Consider the following 24,121-nt stretch of genomic DNA (forward strand, 5'->3'; position numbering starts at 1 on the left):
GCGATGAGCACGTTGAAGTGGGTTCGTGGCGTTAATGGCACCTTGGGTTGGTTTGCTCCGCAACTGGTCGCAAGCAAAATGCGCCTGGCGTTCATGACGCCGCGAGATTTTCCACCGCGTGATTGGGAATTACCGCTGCTGGCCAAATCCGAGCGGATCACCTTGCGTTTCGGCCTCTCGGCATTGCGTTGGGGGCAGGGACCGGCGGTGTTGCTGATGCACGGCTGGGAAGGTCGGCCCACACAATTCGCCAGCCTGATCACCGCGCTGGTCGATGCCGGTTACACCGTGGTTGCCCTCGATGGCCCGGCGCACGGTCGCTCACCGGGAACCGAGGCGAATGTCGTGTTGTTCGCCCGCGCCATGCTCGAAGCCGCCGCCGAGTTGCCACCGCTCCAGGCAGTCATCGGTCACTCCATGGGTGGCGCCAGTGCCATGCTTGCCGTGCAATTGGGCTTGCGTACCGAAACGCTGGTCAGCATCGCCGCGCCGGCACGGATCCTTGGCGTACTGCGCGGTTTCGCCCGCTATGTGCGATTGCCCCCCAAAGCCCGTTCCGCCTTCATTCGCCAGGTCGAGAAGGATGTTGGCATGCGTGCCGCCACGCTGGATGTCGCGCATTATCAACTGGACATGCCCGGGCTGATCGTTCATGCCGAGGACGACAATCAGGTGTCAGTCAAAGAGTCGCAGCTGATCCACGAGGCCTGGTTCGACAGTCGCCTGTTGCGCCTGGAGGAGGGCGGTCACCAGCGGGTCCTCGCTGATCCCCGGATGATTGAGGGTGTGTTATCACTGTTGGCCGGTCGCAGTCTGCAATCGCGCCAATCGGCCTGAGCATCCGTTACACTGCGCCGGTCGAAATCATCTGACCGGGAGTGGGGCATGGGCTGGGATCGGGCAACGCCATTTATCATTGATCTGCAAGTGGGCGCCGAGGACATCGACGGCCTGGGGCACGCCAACAACGCGGTGTACGTGACCTGGCTCGAACGCTGTGCGTGGCGCCATTCCCAGCGCCTTGGCCTGGATCTGGTCGAGTACCGTCGACTGGACCGGGCGATGGCGGTGGTGCGACACGAGATCGATTACCTGGCGGCGGCCTATGAAGGTGACGAACTGCAATTGGCGACCTGGATCGTCGATTGGGATCAGCGTCTGAAAATGACCCGTCACTTCCAGTTGAAGCGCCCCAGCGATAATTCGACGTTGCTGCGTGCGCAAACCACCTTTGTCTGCATCGAACTGTCCACGGGCAAGCCCAAGCGCATGCCGGCGGAGTTCATCGAGGGCTATGGCCCGGCGTTGCTGTCGCAAAATCCGGAAGCAGCCAAGATCTAATGTGGGAGTGAGCCTGCTCGCGATAGCGGTCTGTCAGATACATTGATGTTGGATGTGCAATCGCCATCGCGAGCAGGCTCGCTCCCACAGGGGAATCTGCGATGTTCTGCAGATTCCTGCCGAAACCAGTAAACTGCCGCACGTTTTTCGTTGAGTGTGTTTTTCATGCAAATTGCCCTGGCGCCCATGGAGGGGTTGGTCGACGACATCCTGCGCGACGTGCTGACCCGAGTGGGTGGCATTGACTGGTGCGTGACCGAGTTCATTCGTGTCAATGATCAGTTGCTCACGCCTGCCTATTTCCACAAGTTCGGTCCTGAATTACTCAATGGAGCCCGCACGGCGTCCGGCGTGCCGCTGCGTGTGCAGTTGCTGGGTTCGGACCCGGTGTGCCTGGCGGAAAACGCCGCGCTGGCCTGCGAGTTGGGTTCTGAGGTCATCGACCTGAACTTCGGCTGCCCGGCCAAGACCGTGAACAAGTCCCGTGGCGGCGCGGTGCTGCTCAAGGAACCCGAGCTGCTGAACCGGATCGTCGAGCATGTCCGTCGCGCCGTTCCAGCGCATATTCCGGTGACCGCCAAGATGCGCCTGGGCTTCGACAGCCCGGACGGTTCGCTGGTGTGTGCCACGGCCCTGGCCGAAGGCGGCGCGGAGCACATCGTGGTGCACGCGCGGACCAAAACCGACGGCTACAAGCCGCCAGCGCATTGGGAGTGGATTCCCCGGGTGCAGGACGTAGTCAAGGTTCCGGTGTTTGCCAATGGCGATATCTGGAGCGTCGAAGACTGGCGCCGTTGCCGCGAGATCAGTGGCGTGGAAGACATCATGCTCGGCCGCGGCCTGGTTTCGCGCCCGGATCTGGCCCGGCAAATCGCTGCGGCGCGTGCTGGTGAGGAAGTCGTCGAAATGACGTGGGCCGAGCTGATGCCGCTGCTCCAGGACTTCTGGCTGCAAGCCAAGGCGCAGATGACGCCACGTCAATCGCCGGGTCGCCTGAAGCAATGGCTGGCGATGCTGACCCGCAATTATCCCGAGGCGGTAGAGCTGTTCACCGTCCTGCGTCGGGAGACGGAGCCGGATCAGGTTTCGCGCTTGCTGGGTTTGCAGGTGGCAGAAGCCGCCTGAGAAAAATCTGAAAAAAACCTCTTGAAAAGCAATCAGTGGTCCCTATCTAAGGGTTACGCGATGCCGAATTCGGGTCGCGGAGACAAAAAACCTTGCTGATTGTTTTCAGGAGATTTGAATCATGACTACTGCATTTTCCCTGGCGCCTCTGTTCCGTTCCTCGGTAGGTTTCGACCGTTTCAACGACTTGTTCGAAACCGCCCTGCGCAACGAGCCAGGCAGCACCTACCCACCCTACAACGTCGAAAAACACGGTGACGATCAATACCGCATCGTCGTGGCAGCGGCCGGTTTCCAGGAAGAAGACCTGGAGCTGCAGGTCGAGAAGGGTGTACTTACCATCAGTGGCGGCAAACGTGATGCCAGCGAAGGCGTGACCTTCCTGCACCAAGGCATTGCCCAGCGTGCCTTCAAACTGTCCTTCCGTCTGGCGGACCACATCGAAATCAAGGCCGCCGGCCTCAGCAACGGTCTGTTGAGCATCGACCTGCTGCGGGTTGTTCCGGAAGAGGCCAAGGCCAAGCGCATCCCGATCAACGGGACGCAAAAACCGGCTCTGCAACACTAAGCCGAAGCAACAGGAAGGGCGCCAATGGCGCCCTTCTCTGTGGGAGCAAGGCTTGCCCGCGATGGCGATCTCAAGGACCTCATCGCGGGCAAGCCTTGCTCCCACAGAAGGTTTTTTTACGCCATCACCTCAACAGCTTTTGAAATTCCTCCACCGGCAACGGCTGGCTGTGCAAATACCCCTGGTAAAAGTGACAGCCCAACCCCTGCAAGAACTCAAGCTGCTCCGACGTCTCCACGCCTTCGGCAATCACTTTCAATTCCAGGCTGCGAGCCATGGCGACGATGGCGCGGATGATTTCGGCGTCGTTGGGGTCGGTGGTGGCGTCGCGAATGAACGACTGGTCGATTTTCAGGGTGTCGACCGGCAGGCGCTTGAGGTAGGTCAGCGAGGAATAGCCCGTGCCGAAATCGTCCATGGCAAAACTCACGCCGATTTTTTTCAGGCGGCGCATTTTGCTGATGGTGTCTTCCAGGTTCTGGATGACGATGCCTTCGGTGATTTCCAGTTTCAGCAACGAGCAGGGCAGGCCGTAGCGGGCGAGGCTTTCTTCGATGCGCTCGACGAAGTCATTCTGGCGAAATTGTCGCGGGCTGATGTTCACGCACAGGCTGAAATCCTGCGGGTCCACCCGTCCGGTGGTGATCAGTTGCCTGAAAGCCTGGCAGGCTTCGTCGATGATCCAGGTTCCGACCTCCAGGATCAGGCCACTGTCTTCCAGCACCTTGATGAACTCGGCGGGCGATTGCGCGCCGAGTTCCGGATGGTTCCAGCGCACCAGCGCTTCAGCGCCGACGATGCGGTTGTCCCGGGCGTCGAGTTGCGGCTGGTAATGCACGCGAAATTCACCCCGGGACAGTGCCAGACGCAGATCAGTCTCCATGCGCAGGCGCTCGCTCGCGGCCTTCTGCATGGTGTTGTGGTACATCTGCGCGGTATTGCGCCCCGAGTCTTTGGCGCGATACAGGGCGATGTCGGCGCGCTTGAGCAGGTCGGTCGGCGTCGAGCCATGATCGGGAATCAGCGCAATGCCGATACTCGGTGTCACTTGCAGGCGCTGGCCGTCGAGGAACATCGGCTCGGACAGCAATTCGCGTAACGTATCGGCCAGTTCGCGAACCTGGGTGCTGACCTCGTTTCGCGAACCTTCAAGGCCGCTGAGCAGCACCACAAATTCGTCACCGCCCAGGCGGGCGACCGTGTCTTCCATGCGTACGCTGGCTTCGAGGCGCGCAGTGATGATTTTCAGCACCGTATCGCCCACTGGATGACCGAGCGAGTCGTTGATGTGCTTGAAGTGGTCTAGATCCAGGAACATCAGTGCGCCGCGCAGGTTGTGGCGCTTGAGCAGGGCAATCTGCTGGCTCAGGCGATCCATCAGCAGCGCGCGGTTGGGCAGGTTGGTCAGCGGGTCGTGGTAGGCCAGGTGGCGGATCTGCGCCTCGGCGTTTTTCAGCAGGCTGACGTCCCGTGCGGTCAACAGCAGGCACGCGGTTTCATTGAGGGTGATTGGTTCCACCGAGACTTCGACGGTCAGCAATTCGCCGCGCTTGTTGCGTCCAAGCATTTCCTGGTGATGAACCCGGCCCTTGATCTGCAGTTCGGCCAGCAATGCCGAGCGTTGCTTCTCTTCGGCCCAGATCCCGACCTGGTACACCGTACGACCAATCACTTCGTCTGCGCGATAGCCGGTCAGGCGGCAGAAGCCGTCGTTGACTTCCAGATAGCGGCCGGTATCGCGTTCGGTGATGGTGATGGCGTCGGGACTGGAGTGAAATGCCTTGGCAAACTTCTCTTCACTGGCCTTGAGTGCCGCTTCCGAGCGTTGCTGCTGGGTGATGTCGCGCAGGGTGGTGACGATGCATGGCTGGTCGCCCACGCTGATCTGGCGGCTGGAAATCACGCAGGTCAGCGATTGCCCGTCCTTGTGCTGGACAAGGATTGCTACATTGTTCAGCGCCTGTTCGCGGATCACCTGTTCGATCCGTTGCAGGCTTTTCGCCGAAGCATCCCACAAGCCGATTTCGTCGGCGCTGCGCCCGATGACATCCGTAGCGCTCCAACCGAAAGTCTGGGTGAAGCTGGAGTTGATCTCGATGAACTGCCCGGTGTCCTGGCGGGTCACGCAGATCGGGTCCGGGCTGACTTGGAACAGCGTGGCGAATTTCTCCTCGGAAGCCACCAGCAGTTGTTCGCGTTCGACCTGATCGGTGATATCGAGCAAAGTGCCGGCCATCCGCAGCGGCAGGCCGTTTTCATCGCGATAGAGCCGGGCCCGGCTTTCCAGGTAACGCGAGCTGCCGTCCGGCAGTTGCACCTGATAGGTCAGTTGATAGTTACCGGCCGGGCCTTCGCGCAGGGTGCGGTAGGCATCGCGCATGGAGTCGCGCTCTTCTCCGGGCACGCCCTCGAAAAACTCTTCGAAGGATTCATGGAAGGGTTTCGCCTCCAGCCCGTGCAACTGTGCGGCGCGGGCCGAGCCGTAGAGCATGCCGCTGGGTATGTGCCAGTCCCAGGTGCCCAGTTGTGCCGAGTCCAGGGCCAGGTCGAGGCGTTCCTGGCTGTCCTTGAGGGCGTGTTCGGCGGCCTTGCGCTCGGTGGTATCGAGGAAGGTACTCAACAGATAGGGCTGTCCCTCGAGTTCGACCTTTTGCGCGCTGAGGATGCCATCGTGAATCTGCCCATTGCTGGCGCGAAATTGCACCTCCATGTTGATCAGTTCGCCTTTGGCCTTGGTGGCCTTGACCAGTTGTGCCCGCTGCTCGGGGTGCACCCACAGGCCCAGCTCCAGGGTGGTGCGCCCGATCGCGTCCTGCACCGGCCAGCCGAACAGGCTTTCGAAATACTGGTTGGCCTCGGTGATCAGGCCATCATCCTGGCGGGTCAGCAGGACCATGTTCGGGCACAGGTGAAACAGCGTGGCGAAGCGCTTTTCCGAGCTGCTCAAGGCCTGTTCGCGCTGGCGCTGGTGGGTGATTTCGCGGATCACGCCGATCATGCGTGGGCGACCGTGCTTGTCCGGCAGCAGGCTGCCATTGATCTCCAGCCAATGCAGGCTGCCGTCAGGCCAGCGAATGCGGTGGTGCATCGCTTGATCCAGTGGTGCGCCGGCGATCACTGCGTGGAAGGCGCGGACGGTTTTCGCCCGGTCTTCCGGGGGCAGCAAGTCCAGGTATTCCAGATCGGCCGGCAATGGTTGGCGCGGGTCGAAGCCGAATAGCGCCTGTGTACCCCGTGACCAACTGATTTGCCCGCGCTCGATATCCCAATACCAGGCACCCAAACGTGCGCCGTTCAGGGCAGCCAGCAATTGTGGGGCGCTTTCCCAGCTCTGCTCGGAACGCTTGGGGTCAAGTGCCTGAATACGCGGCATCGGCGGAATACGGTCAACAGATTTCGGCATTGGCAAGCCTTAGGCTGAAGTGGGCATTGGGCACAGGATTTCGCGGCTCTATAGGCGTAGCACAAGTTAGCCATGAGTCCCTGGCAGATCGATTTGGGCATCCAGCAAGGCCATGAAAGCCCGTGCTGCATTCGATAGCGTCCGTTCTGTGTGCAGGATATAGCCTAGCTGGCGAGACAGTTGTATGCCCGGCAGCGGTATTCGTGCAACTTGTTCATCAAGCATGGTGCGCGGCAAGACGCTCCAGGCCAGGCCAATTGACACCATCATCTTGATGGTTTCCAGGTAATTGGTGCTCATGGCGATGTTCGGCGTCAGGCCCTGGGCCTCGAACAGTCGCTGGACGATATGGTGGGTAAAGGTGTTTCCGCCAGGGAATACCGCGGGATGGCGGGCGATGTCTGCCAGGCTGACCTTGCCGTTGTTGAGCAGCGAATGTTCCGGGGCGACCACGAAGTCCAGCGGGTCATCCCACACAGGCGTGGCCTTCACCAGCGCGTGGGGCTCCGGCGCCAGGGTGATGACCGCCAGTTCGGCGCGGCCATGCAGGATTTCCTCGTAGGCCACTTCCGAATCGAGAAACTGAATATCCAGCGCGACGTCAGGGAAGCGTCGTGTGTACTCCCTTAATAACGGTGGCAATCGATGCAGGCCGATGTGGTGACTGGTGGCCAGGGTCAGACGACCGGTCACTTCGCCGGTGAGGTTGGTCAGGGCGCGGCGCGTATCATCAAGGACGTTCAGGATCTGGTAGGCGCGGGGCAGCAGGGCGCGACCGGCCTCGGTCAGCCCCACCTCACGACCCAGTCGATCGAACAATCGCACCTTCAATTGTTGCTCCAGCCCGGCGATGCGTTTGCTGATCGCCGGTTGGGTCAGGTGCAGGCGTTCGCCCGCGCCGGAGAAGCTTCCGGTCTCGGCAATGGCGATAAAGGCATTGAGATTGGCCAGGTCCATGGATGTATTCCAGTTGGTTATTCAAAGCATAAAAAATATGAATTTGAGTTATTCAATGTAACCCCATAGGATCAGCCTCACAAGCCAAAGGGTTATTGAAATCGTCAAGGCCCGGGGCATAGAAACAAGCTGATGAGGAAACCGTCTGATGGCCGGCAAAACGCTCTACGACAAGCTCTGGGATTCGCATTTGGTCAAGCAGCGCGACGATGGCTCTGCGTTGATCTACATCGACCGTCACATCATCCACGAAGTGACCTCGCCGCAAGCCTTCGAAGGCCTGCGTCTGGCCGGGCGCAAGCCTTGGCGCATCGATGCCAACATCGCGACCCCGGACCACAACGTACCGACCACCCCGGAACGCAAGGGCGGCATCGCAGCCATTGCCGACCAGGTCTCGCGCTTGCAGGTTCAGACTCTCGACGATAACTGTGACGAGTACGGCATTGTCGAATTCAAGATGAATGACGTCCGCCAAGGCATCGTCCACGTGATCGGCCCGGAGCAGGGTGCCACCTTGCCGGGCATGACCGTGGTCTGCGGCGACTCCCACACCTCGACCCACGGCGCGTTCGGTGCCCTGGCTCACGGTATCGGCACTTCCGAGGTCGAGCACGTGCTCGCCACCCAGTGCCTGGTCGCCAAGAAAATGAAGAACATGCTGGTACGCGTCGAAGGCCAATTGCCGTTCGGCGTGACCGCCAAGGACATCGTCCTCGCCGTGATCGGCAAGATCGGCACCGCCGGTGGTAACGGCCACGCCATCGAATTCGCCGGCAGCGCGATTCGCGACCTGTCCGTCGAAGGCCGCATGACCATCTGCAACATGTCCATCGAGGCCGGCGCTCGCGTAGGCCTGGTGGCAGCTGACGAAAAAACCGTGGCCTACGTGAAAGGCCGTCCCTTCGCCCCGAAAGGTGCGGAGTGGGACTTGGCCGTCGAAGCCTGGAAAGACCTGGTGTCCGACGCCGATGCGAAGTTCGACACCATCGTTGAACTGGACGCGACCCAGATCAAGCCGCAAGTCAGCTGGGGCACCTCGCCCGAGATGGTGTTGGCTGTCGATCAGAACGTGCCGGATCCGGCAAAGGAAATGGACCTGGTCAAGCGTGGTTCTATCGAGCGCGCCTTGAAGTACATGGGTTTGACCGCCAATCAGGCGATCACCGACATTCAACTGGACCGCGTGTTCATCGGCTCCTGCACCAACTCGCGGATCGAAGACCTGCGCGCGGCTGCGGTGATCGCCAAGGGCCGCAAAGTGGCCTCGACCATCAAGCAGGCCATCGTGGTGCCCGGCTCGGGCCTGGTGAAGGCGCAGGCGGAATCCGAAGGCCTGGACAAGATTTTCCTCGAAGCCGGTTTCGAATGGCGCGAACCGGGTTGCTCGATGTGCCTGGCGATGAACCCGGACCGTTTGGAAAGTGGCGAGCATTGCGCTTCCACCTCGAACCGCAACTTCGAAGGCCGTCAAGGCGCCGGTGGTCGTACTCACCTGGTCAGCCCGGCCATGGCCGCCGCCGCCGCTGTGAACGGTCGTTTCGTCGACGTCCGTGAATTGATCTAAAGGAGCGCAGCATGAAAGCTTTTACCCAGCACACTGGACTTGTCGCGCCTCTGGATCGTGCCAACGTCGACACCGACCAGATCATCCCGAAACAGTTCTTGAAATCGATCAAACGCACCGGTTTCGGCCCGAACCTGTTCGACGAGTGGCGCTACCTGGATGTGGGTCAACCATATCAGGACAACTCCAAGCGTCCGCTGAACAAGGACTTCGTGCTCAACGCCGAACGTTACCAGGGGGCCAGCGTATTGCTGGCCCGCGAGAACTTCGGTTGCGGCTCCAGCCGCGAACACGCGCCGTGGGCGCTGGAAGAGTACGGTTTCCGCAGCATCATCGCGCCAAGCTATGCCGACATCTTCTTCAACAACAGCTTCAAGAACGGCTTGCTGCCGATCATCTTGAGCGACGCTGAAGTCGATGAGCTGTTCAATCAGGTCGAGGCCAATCCGGGGTACCAGTTGCAGATCGATCTGCAAGCCCAGACCGTGACCCGTCCGGACGGCAAGGTGCTGAGCTTTGAGATCGATGCGTTCCGCAAGCACTGCCTGCTCAATGGCCTGGACGATATCGGCCTGACCTTGCAGGACGGCGATGCGATTGCGGCGTTCGAGGCCAAGCACCGTGCGAGCCAACCTTGGTTGTTTCGCGACGCGTAAGTATGCGTAAGGCGTGATGACGCCTTCGCGAGCAGGCTCGCTCCCACATTTGAAATGCGTTTTCCTGTGGGAGCGAGCCTGCTCGCGAAGAGGCCCGAATAAGCACCACAAGACTTAACCCAAAAAGGAAGTCCCCCATGACCAGCACCGCCCAGCACAGCCAGGTAGTCCAGAAACAATTCGGTGAACAGGCCTCGGCCTACCTGAGCAGCGCCGTCCACGCTCAAGGTACCGAATTCGCGCTGCTACAGGCCGAACTGGCAGGGCAGGGCGATGCCCGTGTGCTGGATCTGGGTTGCGGCGCCGGTCACGTGAGTTTTCACGTCGCCTCGCTGGTGAAGGAAGTGGTGGCCTACGACCTGTCGCAGCAAATGCTCGATGTGGTCGCCGCAGCGGCTATCGATCGTGGCTTGAGCAATGTCTCCACGGTCAACGGTGCCGCCGAGCGCCTTCCATTCGCCGATGGCGAGTTCGACTTCGTGTTCAGCCGTTATTCGGCGCACCATTGGAGCGATCTTGGCCTCGCGCTGCGGGAAGTGCGTCGAGTGCTGAAACCGGGCGGGGTGGCGGCCTTCATCGACGTGTTGTCACCGGGCAGCCCGTTGTTCGACACTTACCTGCAAAGCGTCGAAGTGCTGCGCGACACCAGCCATGTGCGTGATTATTCCGCGGGTGAGTGGTTGCGCCAGGTCAGTGAGGCGGGGTTGCATACTCGCAGTACCGCCCGTCAGCGGTTGCGCCTGGAGTACAACTCCTGGGTCGAACGCATGCGCACACCGCCGGTGATGCGTGCGGCGATCCGCGAATTGCAGCAGTCGATGGGCAGCGAAGTGCGCGAATATTTTGAAATTGAGGCCGACGGTTCGTTCAGTACCGATGTGTTGGTGCTGTTCGCCGAAAAATGAGCCCCGAACGGTAGACTTTTTCCGGGTGCGCCCAAGGGCGCACCGACTGATGACATGAGGAAAGCATGAGCAAGCAGATTCTGATTCTCCCAGGTGACGGTATTGGTCCGGAAATCATGGCCGAAGCGGTCAAGGTGCTGGAACTGGCCAACGACAAGTTCGCCCTGGGCTTCGAGCTGAACCACGACGTGATCGGTGGCGCGGCCATCGACAAGCATGGCGTGCCGCTGGCCGACGAAACCCTGGAGCGTGCCCGCACCGCCGATGCCGTGCTGTTGGGCGCCGTGGGCGGCCCGAAATGGGACACCATCGAGCGTGACATCCGTCCTGAGCGTGGCCTGCTGAAAATCCGTGCGCAACTGGGCCTGTTCGGCAACCTGCGTCCGGCGATCCTCTACCCGCAACTGGCCGAAGCTTCCAGCCTGAAGGCGGAAATCGTTGCCGGCCTGGACATCCTGATCGTTCGCGAGCTGACCGGCGGCATCTACTTCGGCGCGCCACGTGGCACCCGTACCCTGGAAAACGGTGAGCGCCAGTCCTACGACACCCTGCCGTACAGCGAAAGCGAAATCCGTCGCATCGCCCGTGTCGGCTTCGACATGGCCATGGTGCGCAACAAGAAGCTGTGCTCGGTGGACAAGGCCAACGTACTGGCGTCCAGCCAGCTGTGGCGTGAAGTGGTCGAGCAAGTCGCCAAGGATTACCCTGAAGTCGAACTGAGCCACATGTATGTCGACAACGCCGCCATGCAACTGGTGCGTGCACCTAAACAGTTCGACGTGATCGTGACCGATAACATGTTCGGTGACATTCTGTCGGACCAGGCGTCGATGCTCACCGGTTCCATCGGCATGCTGCCGTCGGCGTCCCTGGACACCAACAACAAAGGCATGTACGAGCCGTGCCACGGTTCGGCGCCGGACATCGCGGGCAAGGGCATTGCCAACCCGTTGGCGACCATTTTGTCGGTGTCGATGATGCTGCGTTACAGCTTCAACCAGCAGGCTGCGGCCGATGCCATTGAAAAAGCTGTCAGCCTGGTGCTGGATCAGGGCTTGCGCACAGGCGACATCTGGTCGACCGGTTGCACTAAAGTCGGTACGCAGGAAATGGGTGACGCAGTAGTCGCCGCGCTGCGGAATCTGTAATCTTTCGGGCCCGCTGCAAAATTCAACCATGAAAGCAGCGGTCCACATTTCAAGAAGGTGTAGTTGCGATGAAACGTGTAGGTCTGATCGGTTGGCGCGGTATGGTCGGTTCCGTGCTCATGCAGCGGATGCTGGAAGAGCAGGATTTCGATCTTATCGAGCCGGTGTTTTTCACCACTTCCAATGTCGGTGGCCAAGGCCCGTCCGTGGGCAAGGATATTGCTCCGCTCAAGGACGCTTACAGCATTGAAGAGCTGAAAACCCTCGACGTGATCCTGACCTGCCAGGGTGGCGACTACACCAGCGAAGTGTTCCCGAAGCTGCGCGAAGCCGGCTGGCAGGGTTACTGGATCGACGCCGCTTCCAGCCTGCGCATGCAGGATGACGCGGTCATCGTGCTGGATCCGGTCAACCGCAAGGTTATCGACCAGCAGCTCGATGCGGGTACCAAGAACTACATCGGCGGCAACTGCACCGTCAGCCTGATGCTGATGGGCCTGGGTGGCCTGTTTGAGGCCGGTCTGGTGGAGTGGATGAGCGCCATGACCTATCAGGCGGCTTCCGGTGCCGGCGCGCAGAACATGCGTGAACTGATCAAGCAAATGGGCGCGACCCACGCCGCTGTCGCCGATCAACTGGCCGACCCGGCCAGCGCCATCCTCGACATCGACCGCCGTGTCGCCGAAGCCATGCGCAGCGACGCGTACCCGACCGAAAACTTCGGTGTACCGCTGGCCGGCAGCCTGATCCCGTGGATCGACAAGGAACTGCCGAACGGCCAGAGCCGCGAAGAGTGGAAAGCCCAGGCCGAGACCAACAAGATCCTCGGTCGCTTCAAGAGCCCGATCCCGGTGGACGGCATCTGCGTGCGCATCGGCGCCATGCGTTGCCACAGCCAGGCGCTGACCATCAAGCTGAACAAAGACGTACCGATCGCCGATATCGAAGGGCTGATCAGCCAGCACAACCCATGGGTCAAGCTGGTGCCGAACAGCCGTGAGACCAGCATTCAGGAGCTGAGCCCGAACAAGGTCACCGGCACCCTGAACATCCCGGTTGGCCGTCTGCGCAAACTGAACATGGGTTCGCAATTCGTCGGCGCGTTTACCGTTGGCGACCAGCTGTTGTGGGGCGCGGCCGAACCGCTGCGTCGCATGCTGCGGATCCTGCTTGAGCGTTGATCGATTGATGTAATGAGAAAACCCGCGCCTTGAAAGGGGTGCGGGTTTTTTTATGGATTTGTGTCGTGAGCCAGGCCGCCATCGCGAGCAAGCTTTGCTCCCACAGGAGCAAGCGCGCCGCAACCCGGTGGGAGCAAAGCTTGCTCGCGATAGCGTCGGTTCAGTCACCACAGATCCCCATCGAATTGCCTGCATGCCCACCACCCGGTAAAGTGCCGCTCCCCCCGTTTCGCCAGAGGTAAAACCATGAGCCAGTCCTTTGATATTGCCGTGATCGGCGCAACCGGTACTGTCGGCGAAACGCTGGTGCAGATTCTTGAGGAACGCGATTTCCCGGTCGGCGATCTGCACTTGCTGGCCAGCAGCGAATCCGCCGGCAGTTCGGTGCCGTTTCGCGGCAAGAACGTGCGGGTGCGGGAAGTCGATGAGTTCGACTTCAGTAAGGTGCAGTTGGCATTTTTTGCTGCCGGCCCGGCGGTTTCGTTGAGTTTTGCTTCCCGTGCGACCGATGCCGGTTGCTCGGTAATCGATCTCTCCGGTGCCTTGCCGGCAGAAAAGGCGCCACAGGTTGTGCCCGAGGCCAACGCTCAGGTGTTGGCCGGCTTGAAAAAGCCGTTTCAGGTCAGCAGTCCAAGTCCTTCAGCTACCACCCTGGCGGTAGTGCTCGCACCGTTGATGAATTTGCTCGATTTGCAGCGCATCAGCCTGACCGCCAGCCTGGCGGTATCGGCCCAGGGCCGCGAAGCCGTGAGCGAGCTGGCCCGGCAAACCGCCGAACTGCTGAATGTGCGGCCACTGGAGCCGAAATTCTTTGACCGGCAGATGGCCTTCAATCTGTTGGCTCAGGTGGGCAAGCCGGATGAACAGGGCCATACATTGCTGGAAAAGCGCCTGGTGCGTGAGCTGCGCCAGGTCATGGCGTTGCCTGAATTGAAGATTTCCGTCACTTGCATTCAAGCCCCGGTGTTTTTTGGCGATAGCTTTAGCGTGACCTTGCAGTCGGCGAGCGAGATCGACCTGGCCAAGGTCAATGCTGCGCTGGAAGATGCCCCCGGCATCGAGCTGGTCGAAGCCGGCGATTACCCGACGCCGGTCGGCGACGCGGTAGGGCAGGATGTGGTTTACGTTGGTCGGGTTCGCCATGGTATCGACGACCTGTCGGAACTAAATGTGTGGCTGACGTCAGATAACGTACGCAAGGGCGCCGCGCTCAATGCTGTGCAGCTGGCCGAATTGTTGATAAAAGACCTGCTGTAAAAGATACTTGGCAACAAATTTTCGAATGGTTCCGGGCGGGCGTTATGCTTGGCCGGAATGCTGAAGGCGAGTCACCCTGAGGGGCTTTCCGGGGCATGCACGAAACGATCGCGCGCGACGACCCTTCGCCGCCGCGCGCCATGCCTTATGGCAGCGGCATCAACACCTTCTCGCTGGCCGAGGAATGTTCAAACTAAGGATGAGCTATGGTTCAAGTTCGCAAACTGGTGTTAGCAATAGCGGCCGCCTCGGCGCTGTCCTCCGGTATGGCGCATGCCCTCGGACTCGGGGAATTGACCCTGAAGTCGACGCTCAACCAGCCGCTGGTGGCGGAAATCGAGTTGCTGGACGTCAAGGAGCTCACCGCTGCCGAAGTGGTGCCGAGCCTGGCTTCACCTGAAGATTTCGCCAAGGCCGGTGTCGACCGCCAGGCATTTCTCAACGACCTGACTTTCACCCCGGTGTTGAACGCCAGCGGCAAAAGCATCCTGCGTGTGACCTCCAGCAAACCCCTCTCCGAGCCGATGGTGAAATTCCTGGTTCAGGTGATGTGGCCCAACGGTCGTCTGCTGCGCGACTACAGCGTGCTGCTCGATCCGTCCAAATTCTCGCCGCAAACCGCTGAAGCGGCTGCGCAGCCTGCACCGACCCAAGGTACAACACCGGTTACCGGTGCGAGCAAGCCATCCCAGTACACCACCACGCCGCGCGATACTTTGTGGGAGATCGCCGCGAAGGCACGTAACGGCGGGTCGATCCAGCAAACCATGCTGGCCATCCAGGCGCTGAACCCGGATGCCTTCATCGACGGCAACATCAACCGCCTGAAAACCGGGCAGGTGCTGCGCTTGCCGGATCAGACGCAGAGCACCAGCCTGCCGCAACCCAAGGCAATTGCCGAGGTCGCTGCACAGAACACTGCCTGGCGCCAGGGGCGTCGCTACGTCGCTAAACCGGGAACGGGTCAGCAACAGCTCGATGCCACCAACCGCGGCCGCGGTGAAACAATGTCTGCGCAAGCCGGTCCGGATAAGCTGACCCTGGTTTCTGCCGAGTCCGCAAAGGGTCGCGGTAAAGGTGCGGCAGGTGATGCCAAGGCCTTGAACAACAAACTGGCGGTCACCCAGGAAAGCCTCGATACGACCCGTCGTGACAACGCCGAACTGAAAAGCCGCATGGCCGATCTGCAAAGTCAGCTCGACAAGCTGCAGCGCTTGATCGAGCTGAAGAACAATCAGCTGGCCAAGTTGCAGGCCGAAGGCGCTGCGGATGCACCCGCTGCCGCTACTGCCCCGGCCGCTCCGGCGATGTCCGCTGAACTGGCGGCCAGCCCTGCACCAGCGCCCGCCGAACCTGTGCCGGCAGTACCGACTCCGGCTGCGCCTGAGACAGCGGCGGCTCCGGTTTCGGCCGAGCAACCCGCCGAGCCGACGCCGGCAGCTTCCGACGAACAGAAATTCAACGAATTACTGACCAATCCATGGCTGCTGGGTATGGCCGGTGGCGGGGCAGTGGTGGTCTTGCTGTTGCTGTTGTTGCTGGCCCGTCGCCGCAAAGCCCAGCAGGAAGCCGAGAAGCACCTGCGCATGGCTCGCGCCCTGGCTGAAGAACAGCCATTTTCCGCTGATCTGGACCTGCCGGAAAGCAGCTTCGAAGGTCTGGAGGTTCCGCCGCCGAGCGTGAAGCGCGCCACTGTGCCGCCACCTTCACCTGCACCAGCCCCGGCTCCGGCGATTGAGCCGGTGGTGGTGACGGCACCGATCGCTGCACCACTGGTGGCTCCGGCGGCGGAACGTTCCGGCGACGTGTTGGGCAAAGCCCAGTCGCACATCGACGCCGGTCGCCTGAATCAGGCTGCCGCGCTGCTGGAAGAAGGTATCAAGCAAGAGCCGCAGCGCAGCGATGTGCGCCTTAAACTGATGGAAGTTTATGGCCTGCAGGGCGACCGAGATGCATTTGTGGTTCAGGAGCGTCAGTTGGTGGCCAATGGCGACAACTTTGCCCAGGTCGAAAAACTGAAAAGCCGTTTCCCGGCCATGGCGCTGGTCGCTGCCGGTGGTATCGCCGCTGCGGCCGTTGCTGCCGAACTGGACGCGCAATACGTCAAGGACCTGCTGCTGGACGAACCGCAAGCCCCGGCCCCGGCTGCAATTCCAACCGATGACGATTTCGACAGTGCGTTCGATCTGAGCCTGGATGACCTGGATAACATTACGCCGGCAGCCGCGACCCCGGCGCCGCAATCGCAACCTGAGCCTGAGCCTGAGCCGGAAACTGCAACCCTGGACGAGCTGGAAGATTTCCCGCTGGACGACGATTTGAGTTTCGAGTCGGTGCTGCAGCAGCAAACTGAAATCAAGGAAAACCTCGACGATCTGTCAGATTTCGATCTGGACATGGACCTCGGCGGCGAGCCTTCGCCAGCGCTTCTTGCTGAAGACGACTTCCTGCTGGATCTGGATCTGGATGAGGGGGTGAAGGATCTGCCTGTTGCTGAGGCGCCGGCAGTCCCTGAGGTGACATTGGACGATCTGGAGTTGCCCGCTGATTTCGACCTGTCCCTGGCTGACGAAATGGACGCTTCAAAGGCACCGGATGCGTTTGCCGCCGAGCTTGACGACGTCAACGCCGAGCTGGATCGCCTGTCCCAGAGCATCAGCGAGCCGACCTTTACCGTGGACGACGCCCTGGCGACCGTGGACGACGAGCCGGAATTCGATTTCCTGTCCGGTACCGACGAAGTCGCCACCAAGCTCGATTTGGCTCAGGCCTACATCGACATGGGTGACAACGACGGCGCCCGGGACATCCTCAATGAGGTGGTGACCGAAGGTGACGACGGTCAGAAGAGCGAAGCCAGGGAGATGCTTGCGCGTCTGGCTTGATGATATGGCTTTAAACAGGACGGCAGCCCGGTGAGGCTGCCGTTTTTGTTTCTGGCGATGGCGTGATGATGTCTGTCGGGCCGCTTTCGCGAGCAGGCTCGCTCCTACAGTGGACCCGGTTAACCACCATTTGTGTCTCACGCCAATCCTTGTGGGAGCGAGCCTGCTCGCGAAGGGGCCATAACATTCAACACTGTACTGACCGTTGCACTGGCATCCCCGCCCGACAACCTTATAATGCCCACCTTTGCGTACATCAGCAGGCTGTCCCTCCTTGGCAAACATAGATAACCCGGCCGCCGAAATGGCAGCGGAAGGCTTTTTCCGGATCGCATTGGGCGTTGAATACAAAGGCTCGCGTTATCGCGGCTGGCAGCGCCAGGCCTCCGGTGTGCTCACCGTGCAGGAAACACTCGAAAACGCCTTGTCCAAAGTCGCCGATTCACCGGTTTCGCTGCTTTGTGCAGGGCGTACCGATGCCGGCGTGCACGCCTGTGGACAAGTGGTGCATTTCGATACCCAGGTCGAGCGGTCGATGAAAGCCTGGGTCATGGGTGCCAACATCAACCTGCCGCACGACGTCAGCGTCAGTTGGGCCAAGGTCATGCCGGCGCATTTTCATGCGCGGTTCAAGGCTATCGCCCGGCGCTACCGCTATGTGATCTACAACGATCAGATCCGCCCGGCGCATCTCAACGAAGAAATCACCTGGAACCACCGTCCACTGGACGTCGAGCGTATGGCCGAAGCGGCGCAATATCTGGTAGGCACCCATGACTTCAGCGCCTTCCGCGCCGGTCAGTGCCAGGCCAAGTCGCCGATCAAGCAATTGCATCACCTGCGCGTCACCCGTCACGGCAAGATGATCGTGCTGGATATCCGCGCCAATGCCTTCCTGCACCACATGGTTCGCAACATTGCCGGGGTGCTGATGACCATCGGCGCTGGCGAGCGCCCGGTGGAGTGGATGAAGGAGGTGTTGGAGAGCCGCATCCGTCGTACCGGCGGGGTGACGGCGCATCCGTTTGGCCTGTATCTGGTGCAGGTCGAGTACCGCGACGAGTTCGAATTGCCCGAGCGATATATCGGGCCGCACTTCCTCACCGGTTTCTCCGAACTTGACGGCTGACGCCCTCGAGCGCTTTTGTTACCATCCGGGACTTTCCCGGATTTACCGTGAGGTTTTCTCGACATGTCAGCCGTTCGCAGCAAGATTTGCGGGATTACCCGCATAGAAGATGCGTTGGCAGCGGTCGAAGCCGGGGCCGATGCCATCGGTTTCGTGTTTTACGCCAAGAGTCCGCGGGCGGTGACGTTCCAGCAGGCGCGCGCAATCATCAAGGCGTTGCCGCCGTTTGTCACGACCGTGGGTTTGTTCGTCAACGCCAGTCGCTGCGAGTTGGGGGAAATCCTCGACGCCGTGCCGCTGGATCTGTTGCAGTTCCATGGCGATGAAAGCGCTGAAGACTGCGAAAGTTGGCATCGTCCGTACATCAAGGCGTTGCGGGTCAAGGCGGGTGACGACATCGCCGCCGCTTGTGACGCGTATCCAGGCGCCAGCGGTATCCTGCTCGATGCCTATGTCGAAGGTATTCCCGGTGGAACCGGCGAAGCGTTCGACTGGTCTCTGATACCGCAAGGCTTGAGCAAGCCGATCATCCTGGCCGGTGGCCTGACTCCGGATAACGTTGCCGAAGCGGTGGCGCGGGTTCGGCCTTATGCCGTGGACGTCAGTGGCGGGGTAGAGGCGAGCAAGGGCATCAAGGATCACGCGAAGATCAAGGCGTTCATCAAAGCGGCACGCGGATGATGTGACGGCTGGCACACTGCCGCCGTCCACTGCACTGTACAAAACGGCTGAGGATTGATGGGTCGTACGCAGGTCACGCTTCACTGACCCGGCCATCCATCGAACATCGCCGCACACATGAATTTAGCTTTAGGGCATACGCGGGGCTGCGAACCAGAGCGTTCGGGCCGCCGGTACTGGAGAAAGAAAGCATGAGCAACTGGTTGGTAGACAAACTGATCCCTTCGATCATGCGTTCCGAGGTCAAGAAGAGCTCGGTGCCTGAAGGTCTTTGGCACAAATGCCCATCTTGCGAGGCAGTGCTGTATCGTCCGGAGCTGGAAAAGACCCTGGACGTTTGCCCCAAGTGTAATCACCACATGCGTATCGGCGCCCGCGCCCGTATCGACATTTTCCTCGACGTTGAAGGTCGTGCCGAATTGGGTGCGGACCTGGAGCCGGTCGACCGCCTGAAGTTCCGCGACGGCAAAAAGTACAAGGATCGCCTGACCGGTGCACAGAAGCAGACCGGCGAAAAAGACGCGCTGGTGTCCATGAGCGGTACGCTGCTGGGCATGCCGGTGGTGGTTTCTGCGTTCGAATTCAATTTCATGGGCGGCTCCATGGGTGCCATCGTTGGTGAGCGCTTCGTGCGCGCCGCCAACTACGCGCTGGAAAAGCGCTGCCCGATGATCTGCTTCTCCGCCTCCGGCGGTGCGCGGATGCAGGAAGCGCTGATCTCCCTGATGCAGATGGCCAAGACCTCCGCGGTACTGGCGCGTCTGCGTGAAGAGGGCATTCCGTTCATCTCCGTGTTGACCGATCCGGTCTACGGTGGTGTGTCCGCCAGTCTGGCGATGCTGGGCGACGTGATCGTCGGCGAACCGAAAGCCCTGATCGGCTTTGCCGGTCCGCGCGTCATTGAGCAGACCGTGCGCGAAAAACTGCCGGAAGGCTTCCAGCGCAGTGAGTTCCTGCTGGAGCACGGCGCCATCGACATGATCATTTCTCGTCAGGAGCTGCGTCCGCGCCTGGGCAACCTGCTGGCGCAAATGATGGGCCTGCCGACGCCAAAATTCGTCGCCGCACCTATCGAGCCGATCGTCGTTCCACCGGTGCCTGCCAACCTATGACCCAACGTACCCTTGGCGAGTGGCTCGCCTACCTCGAGCAGTTGCACCCTTCGGCCATCGACATGGGCCTTGAGCGCTCGCAACAGGTAGCGTCCCGCATGGGACTGGGCAAGCCGGCGCCTCGGGTGATCACAGTCACCGGCACCAACGGCAAAGGCTCCACCTGCGCGTTCGTGGCGTCGTTGCTGCGGGCTCAGGGCCTGAAAGTCGGTGTCTACAATTCCCCGCACCTGCTGCGTTACAACGAGCGGGTGCAGGTCAATGGCGTCGAAGCCACTGACGCCGAGCTGTGCGAGGCCTTTGTTGCGGTCGAGGCGGGGCGCGGCGATACTTCCCTGACCTATTTCGAGATGGGCACCCTGGCGGCGTTCTGGCTGTTTCAACGCTCCGGGCTCGATGCCGTGGTGCTGGAAGTCGGTCTGGGCGGGCGTCTGGATACAGTCAACGTGGTAGATGCCGACATGGCGCTGGTCACCAGCATCGGCGTCGACCATGCGGACTACTTGGGTGATACCCGTGAATCCGTGGCCTTCGAGAAGGCCGGCATCTTCCGCCGGGGCGCGCCTGCGCTCTGTGGTGACCTGAATCCTCCACAACCCCTGCTGGATAAAGCGCGCGAGCTCAATTGCCCGTTCTTCCTGCGTGGGCGCGATTTTGATCTCGGGATCACCGACCACAATTGGCAGTGGCGCGGTATCGACGCCCAGGGTCGTGCGGTCGAATTGCACGATCTGCCCTTGCTCGATCTGCCGATGGAAAACGCTGCGCTGGCGTTGCAGGCCTATCTGCTGCTCGGTTTGCCTTGGGTGGATGCGCAGATTATCCAGGCGCTGCAAGCGACGCGGGTGGTCGGTCGTCTTGATCGTCGACAGTTTGACTGGCAAGGCAAGCGTCTGAATCTGTTGCTGGATGTGGGGCATAACCCCCATGCGGCAGAGTATCTGGCCCGGCGTCTGGCCAGTCGTCCGCCGGCCGGTAAGCGCCTGGCAGTGTTCGGGTTGCTGGCGGACAAGGATCTGGATGGTGTTGTTGACGAATTGAGTGCTAGTGTCGAGCACTGGGCTGTCGCCCCGCTGGATTCACCGCGGGCGCGGCCGGTTAGCGAAATTTACGAATCGTTGCACAGACGCGGTGCTTCAGTTACGTCTTATGGCAGCGTGGCCGCCGCCCTGGAAGGGCAGTGCGCGCTGGCGACGGGCGACGACGAAATTTTGTTGTTCGGATCATTTTATTGTGTCGCCGAGGCCCTGGATTGGCTGGCCCGGCGCTCCACGGAGGAAGCGGCAGATGGCATTGCTGGATAAAGCCTATAAACAGCGTATGGTCGGCGCCCTGGTTCTGGTGGCGCTGGCCGTGATTTTCCTGCCGATGCTGTTTTCCCGTCAGGACGAGCAGCGTCAGGTGACAGTTGATGTCCCTGCTGCGCCACAAGCGCCTGCGATGCCGCAAGTGCAGGTCGAGCCGGTGGTGGTGCCTGAGCCGCAAGCCTTGCCTCAGGAGCCGGTGCCGAGCGACGACGAAATTGCTCAGGACATGCCGGCAGTACCGACTGCTCCGGCTGTGCCCACTCCGGCGCCAGCCGCCAAACCAGCGGCGCCTGCTCCAGTTCCGGCGCTGGCCGCTAAACCGACGACAGCGCCTGCTCAGCCGATCACGGCTGCGCCAGGCAAGCCCGACACCACGCAAAGCCGCGTTGACGCCAATGGCCTGTCGGTCAGCTGGTCGGTGCAACTGGCCAGTCTGTCCAATCGTGAAAGTGCGGAAAAACTGCAGAAAACCCTGCGCAGCCAGGGTTACAACGCCTATATCCGCTCTGCCGATGGCAAGAACCGGGTGTTTGTCGGGCCGCTGATCGAGCGTGCCGAGGCCGATCGTCTGCGTGACTTGTTGAACCGCCAGCAGAACCTCAAGGGGTTTGTGGTGCGCTTTCAGCCAGAGCGCGGCTAAATCTATCGCCCTGATTTGAAATGCACTGACAATCGCAGCTTACCGATAAGCATGGGCTCTGCTAAAATGCGCCGCCTTATCCGTCTGTAGGCTGCACTGTGCCATTTACCTGGGTTGACTGGGCGATCGTTGCAATCGTCGCCATCTCCGCATTGATCAGTCTGAGCCGTGGCTTTGTCAAAGAAGCACTGTCGCTGGTGACCTGGATCATCGCAGGAGTCGTTGCCTGGATGTTCGGTGGTTCATTGTCCGAGTACCTCGGCGGGTATATCCAGACACCTTCGGCTCGCGTGATCGCGGGCTGTGCCATCATGTTTGTCGCCACTCTGGTGGTAGGCGCAATGATCAATTATCTGATCGGCGAGTTGGTACGCGTCACCGGGCTATCCGGGACCGATCGATTCCTCGGCATGGCTTTCGGCGCTGCGCGTGGCGGGTTGCTGGTGGTCGTGGCGGTCGGGCTGTTGAGCCTGGGGCCGGTACAACACGACGAGTGGTGGCAACAGTCACAGCTCGTGCCAAAATTTCTATTGGTCGCGGACTGGTCCAAAAACCTGATTCTCGGGTGGAGCAGTCAGTGGCTTGCCAGCGGAATCAGCGTACCCGCTGATATACCGTTCAAGGAGCACCTCTTGCCGATGGCCAAAATGCCTCAGTGAGTTGTGTTCAGTTCAGATCCATTAAGTAGGGGTTGCGTCGCATGTGTGGCATCGTCGGTATCGTCGGTAAGTCGAACGTCAATCAGGCGCTGTATGACGCGCTAACCGTGCTCCAGCACCGCGGCCAGGACGCTGCCGGTATCGTGACCAGCCATGATGGCCGGTTATTCCTGCGCAAGGACAATGGCCTGGTGCGTGACGTGTTCCAGCAGCGTCACATGCAGCGTCTGGTTGGCCATATGGGTATCGGCCATGTGCGCTACCCGACCGCGGGCAGTTCGACCTCGGCCGAAGCTCAACCGTTTTACGTCAACTCGCCTTACGGCATCACCCTGGCGCACAACGGCAACCTGACCAACGTTGAACAACTGGCCAAGGAGATTTACGAATCCGACCTGCGCCACGTCAACACCAGTTCCGATTCGGAAGTGCTGCTCAACGTGTTCGCACACGAATTGGCCCAGCGCGGCAAGTTGCAGCCGACTGAAGAAGACGTCTTCGCCGCCGTCACCGACGTGCACAACCGTTGCGTGGGTGGTTACGCAGTCGTGGCGATGGTGACCGGCTACGGCATCGTCGGTTTCCGCGACCCGCATGGCATCCGCCCGATCGTGTTCGGCCAGCGTCACACCGACGAAGGCGTCGAATACATGATCGCCTCCGAGAGCGTGTCCCTGGACGTGCTCGGCTTCACCCTGATTCGCGACCTGGCACCGGGCGAAGCGGTCTACATCACTGAAGACGGTAAGCTGCACACCCGTCAGTGCGCGACCAACCCGTCCCTGACCCCGTGCATCTTCGAACACGTCTACCTGGCGCGTCCGGATTCGATCATCGACGGCGTGTCGGTGTACAAGGCCCGTCTGCGCATGGGTGAGAAGCTTGCCGAGAAGATCCTGCGCGAGCGTCCTGATCACGATATCGACGTGGTCATTCCGATCCCGGACACCAGCCGCACCGCGGCCCTGGAACTGGCGAACCACCTGGGTGTGAAATTCCGCGAAGGCTTCGTGAAGAACCGCTACATCGGCCGTACCTTCATCATGCCGGGCCAGGCGGCACGGAAAAAATCCGTACGTCAGAAGCTCAACGCCATCGAACTGGAGTTCCGCGGCAAGAACGTGATGCTGGTGGACGATTCCATCGTTCGTGGTACTACCTGCAAGCAGATCATTCAGATGGCACGGGAAGCGGGCGCCAAGAACGTTTACTTCTGCTCCGCAGCGCCAGCCGTACGCTTCCCGAACGTCTACGGCATCGACATGCCGAGCGCTCATGAGCTGATCGCGCACAACCGTTCGACCCAGGACGTGGCTGACCTTATCGGTGCAGACTGGCTGATCTATCAGGACCTGCCTGACTTGATCGAAGCGGTCGGTGGCGGCAAGATCAAGATCGAGAAGTTCGATTGTGCGGTGTTCGACGGCCAGTACGTCACCGGCGACGTCGACGAGGCTTACCTGAACAAGATCGAACAGGCACGCAATGATGCCTCGAAGGTCAAGACCCAGGCGGTCAGTGCGATCATCGATCTGTACAACAACTGAGTTTCTACCGGCCCTGAGGGGCCGGTTTTGTATCTGGCTTTTAATTTACGAGA

The 24,121-nt window shown here is 60.6% G+C and carries 20 protein-coding genes; 18 read left to right on the forward strand and 2 right to left on the reverse strand.

Translation table 11 applies throughout. From position 1 onward, the window contains the following. Positions 1 to 3 precede the first annotated feature (3 nt). The 4 genes from LAB08_RS08930 to LAB08_RS08945 all read left to right on the forward strand — a co-directional run bounded on the left by LAB08_RS08930 (position 4) and on the right by LAB08_RS08945 (position 3,034). On the forward strand, positions 4 to 837 hold the full coding sequence (locus LAB08_RS08930; protein ID WP_096512567.1) for an alpha/beta fold hydrolase: 834 nt from the start codon (positions 4 to 6) through the stop codon (positions 835 to 837). A 48-nt stretch (positions 838 to 885) separates the two neighbouring features. Next, on the forward strand, positions 886 to 1,341 hold the full coding sequence (locus LAB08_RS08935) for an acyl-CoA thioesterase (protein WP_096512566.1): 456 nt from the start codon (positions 886 to 888) through the stop codon (positions 1,339 to 1,341). Positions 1,342 to 1,506: 165 nt separating this feature from the next. Beyond that, the gene (locus LAB08_RS08940) at positions 1,507 to 2,466 is read left to right on the forward strand and encodes a tRNA dihydrouridine synthase (RefSeq protein WP_096512565.1); all 960 of its coding nucleotides are present in this window, start codon (positions 1,507 to 1,509) and stop codon (positions 2,464 to 2,466) included. Positions 2,467 to 2,587: 121 nt separating this feature from the next. After that, complete coding sequence (locus tag LAB08_RS08945; RefSeq protein WP_096512564.1) at positions 2,588 to 3,034, forward strand: Hsp20 family protein; 447 nt, start codon at positions 2,588 to 2,590, stop codon at positions 3,032 to 3,034. A gap of 124 nt (positions 3,035 to 3,158) precedes the next feature. Here the strand turns inward: LAB08_RS08945 and LAB08_RS08950 are convergent, their stop codons facing one another. Beyond that, on the reverse strand, positions 3,159 to 6,437 hold the full coding sequence (locus LAB08_RS08950) for a PAS domain S-box protein (RefSeq protein WP_096512563.1): 3,279 nt from the start codon (positions 6,435 to 6,437) through the stop codon (positions 3,159 to 3,161). A 66-nt stretch (positions 6,438 to 6,503) separates the two neighbouring features. Beyond that, the gene (locus LAB08_RS08955) at positions 6,504 to 7,394 is read right to left on the reverse strand and encodes a LysR family transcriptional regulator (protein ID WP_096512562.1); all 891 of its coding nucleotides are present in this window, start codon (positions 7,392 to 7,394) and stop codon (positions 6,504 to 6,506) included. A 148-nt stretch (positions 7,395 to 7,542) separates the two neighbouring features. Between LAB08_RS08955 and leuC the strand changes: the two genes are divergently transcribed. The 14 genes from leuC to purF all read left to right on the forward strand — a co-directional run bounded on the left by leuC (position 7,543) and on the right by purF (position 24,068). Continuing rightward, on the forward strand, positions 7,543 to 8,961 hold the full coding sequence (leuC, locus tag LAB08_RS08960) for a 3-isopropylmalate dehydratase large subunit (protein ID WP_096512561.1): 1,419 nt from the start codon (positions 7,543 to 7,545) through the stop codon (positions 8,959 to 8,961). Between the two features lie 11 nt (positions 8,962 to 8,972). Beyond that, positions 8,973 to 9,617 (forward strand): 3-isopropylmalate dehydratase small subunit, encoded by a 645-nt coding sequence (gene leuD, locus LAB08_RS08965; RefSeq protein WP_096512560.1) that lies wholly within the window; start codon positions 8,973 to 8,975, stop codon positions 9,615 to 9,617. 137 nt (positions 9,618 to 9,754) lie between these two features. Further along, complete coding sequence (locus LAB08_RS08970; protein WP_096512559.1) at positions 9,755 to 10,522, forward strand: class I SAM-dependent methyltransferase; 768 nt, start codon at positions 9,755 to 9,757, stop codon at positions 10,520 to 10,522. 65 nt (positions 10,523 to 10,587) lie between these two features. Next, positions 10,588 to 11,670 (forward strand): 3-isopropylmalate dehydrogenase, encoded by a 1,083-nt coding sequence (gene leuB / locus LAB08_RS08975; RefSeq protein WP_096512558.1) that lies wholly within the window; start codon positions 10,588 to 10,590, stop codon positions 11,668 to 11,670. 68 nt (positions 11,671 to 11,738) lie between these two features. Next, the gene (gene asd, locus LAB08_RS08980) at positions 11,739 to 12,851 is read left to right on the forward strand and encodes an aspartate-semialdehyde dehydrogenase (protein WP_007975660.1); all 1,113 of its coding nucleotides are present in this window, start codon (positions 11,739 to 11,741) and stop codon (positions 12,849 to 12,851) included. 246 nt (positions 12,852 to 13,097) lie between these two features. After that, a complete protein-coding gene (locus tag LAB08_RS08985; RefSeq protein WP_096512557.1) occupies positions 13,098 to 14,108 on the forward strand; it encodes an aspartate-semialdehyde dehydrogenase in 1,011 nt (336 codons plus the stop codon). Positions 14,109 to 14,314: 206 nt separating this feature from the next. Then, entirely contained in the window at positions 14,315 to 16,993 is a 2,679-nt protein-coding gene (locus LAB08_RS08990) for a FimV/HubP family polar landmark protein (protein WP_096512556.1), read from the forward strand. A gap of 304 nt (positions 16,994 to 17,297) precedes the next feature. Next, positions 17,298 to 18,122 carry a tRNA pseudouridine(38-40) synthase TruA gene (truA, locus tag LAB08_RS08995; protein ID WP_096512555.1) on the forward strand — a complete coding sequence of 275 codons (825 nt, stop codon included), beginning with the start codon at positions 17,298 to 17,300 and terminating at the stop codon, positions 18,120 to 18,122. 63 nt (positions 18,123 to 18,185) lie between these two features. Further along, a complete protein-coding gene (locus LAB08_RS09000; protein WP_096512554.1) occupies positions 18,186 to 18,803 on the forward strand; it encodes a phosphoribosylanthranilate isomerase in 618 nt (205 codons plus the stop codon). Positions 18,804 to 18,994: 191 nt separating this feature from the next. Further along, entirely contained in the window at positions 18,995 to 19,915 is a 921-nt protein-coding gene (accD, locus tag LAB08_RS09005; RefSeq protein ID WP_096512553.1) for an acetyl-CoA carboxylase, carboxyltransferase subunit beta, read from the forward strand. After that, complete coding sequence (folC, locus tag LAB08_RS09010) at positions 19,912 to 21,219, forward strand: bifunctional tetrahydrofolate synthase/dihydrofolate synthase (protein ID WP_096512552.1); 1,308 nt, start codon at positions 19,912 to 19,914, stop codon at positions 21,217 to 21,219. Before accD ends, folC begins: the two co-directional genes overlap by 4 nt. Continuing rightward, positions 21,203 to 21,862, forward strand: a complete 660-nt coding sequence (locus LAB08_RS09015; protein WP_096512551.1) for an SPOR domain-containing protein — start codon at positions 21,203 to 21,205, stop codon at positions 21,860 to 21,862. Before folC ends, LAB08_RS09015 begins: the two co-directional genes overlap by 17 nt. Before the next feature lie 98 nt (positions 21,863 to 21,960). Beyond that, positions 21,961 to 22,521: a CvpA family protein gene (locus tag LAB08_RS09020; RefSeq protein WP_096512550.1), complete on the forward strand. Its 561-nt coding sequence runs from the start codon at positions 21,961 to 21,963 to the stop codon at positions 22,519 to 22,521. A gap of 41 nt (positions 22,522 to 22,562) precedes the next feature. Further along, entirely contained in the window at positions 22,563 to 24,068 is a 1,506-nt protein-coding gene (gene purF / locus LAB08_RS09025; protein ID WP_095193313.1) for an amidophosphoribosyltransferase, read from the forward strand. Positions 24,069 to 24,121 lie beyond the last annotated feature (53 nt).

Origin of the sequence: Pseudomonas izuensis, assembly GCF_002356535.2 — a bacterium.
GTDB classification, from domain to species: Bacteria; Pseudomonadota; Gammaproteobacteria; order Pseudomonadales; family Pseudomonadaceae; genus Aquipseudomonas; species Aquipseudomonas izuensis.

Coding starts and splice junctions, on each gene's coding strand:
- LAB08_RS08950 (WP_096512563.1), bottom strand. CDS start 6,437: ATGCCGAAATCTGTTGACCGTATTCCGCCGATGCCGCGTATTCAGGCA.
- leuD (WP_096512560.1), top strand. CDS start 8,973: ATGAAAGCTTTTACCCAGCACACTGGACTTGTCGCGCCTCTGGATCGT.
- LAB08_RS08930 (WP_096512567.1), top strand. CDS start 4: ATGAGCACGTTGAAGTGGGTTCGTGGCGTTAATGGCACCTTGGGTTGG.
- truA (WP_096512555.1), top strand. CDS start 17,298: ATGGCAGCGGAAGGCTTTTTCCGGATCGCATTGGGCGTTGAATACAAA.
- LAB08_RS08935 (WP_096512566.1), top strand. CDS start 886: ATGGGCTGGGATCGGGCAACGCCATTTATCATTGATCTGCAAGTGGGC.
- leuC (WP_096512561.1), top strand. CDS start 7,543: ATGGCCGGCAAAACGCTCTACGACAAGCTCTGGGATTCGCATTTGGTC.
- LAB08_RS08970 (WP_096512559.1), top strand. CDS start 9,755: ATGACCAGCACCGCCCAGCACAGCCAGGTAGTCCAGAAACAATTCGGT.
- purF (WP_095193313.1), top strand. CDS start 22,563: ATGTGTGGCATCGTCGGTATCGTCGGTAAGTCGAACGTCAATCAGGCG.
- LAB08_RS09015 (WP_096512551.1), top strand. CDS start 21,203: ATGGCATTGCTGGATAAAGCCTATAAACAGCGTATGGTCGGCGCCCTG.
- LAB08_RS08940 (WP_096512565.1), top strand. CDS start 1,507: ATGCAAATTGCCCTGGCGCCCATGGAGGGGTTGGTCGACGACATCCTG.
- LAB08_RS08945 (WP_096512564.1), top strand. CDS start 2,588: ATGACTACTGCATTTTCCCTGGCGCCTCTGTTCCGTTCCTCGGTAGGT.
- LAB08_RS08985 (WP_096512557.1), top strand. CDS start 13,098: ATGAGCCAGTCCTTTGATATTGCCGTGATCGGCGCAACCGGTACTGTC.
- LAB08_RS09000 (WP_096512554.1), top strand. CDS start 18,186: ATGTCAGCCGTTCGCAGCAAGATTTGCGGGATTACCCGCATAGAAGAT.
- LAB08_RS08955 (WP_096512562.1), bottom strand. CDS start 7,394: ATGGACCTGGCCAATCTCAATGCCTTTATCGCCATTGCCGAGACCGGA.
- LAB08_RS08990 (WP_096512556.1), top strand. CDS start 14,315: ATGGTTCAAGTTCGCAAACTGGTGTTAGCAATAGCGGCCGCCTCGGCG.
- leuB (WP_096512558.1), top strand. CDS start 10,588: ATGAGCAAGCAGATTCTGATTCTCCCAGGTGACGGTATTGGTCCGGAA.
- asd (WP_007975660.1), top strand. CDS start 11,739: ATGAAACGTGTAGGTCTGATCGGTTGGCGCGGTATGGTCGGTTCCGTG.
- accD (WP_096512553.1), top strand. CDS start 18,995: ATGAGCAACTGGTTGGTAGACAAACTGATCCCTTCGATCATGCGTTCC.
- folC (WP_096512552.1), top strand. CDS start 19,912: ATGACCCAACGTACCCTTGGCGAGTGGCTCGCCTACCTCGAGCAGTTG.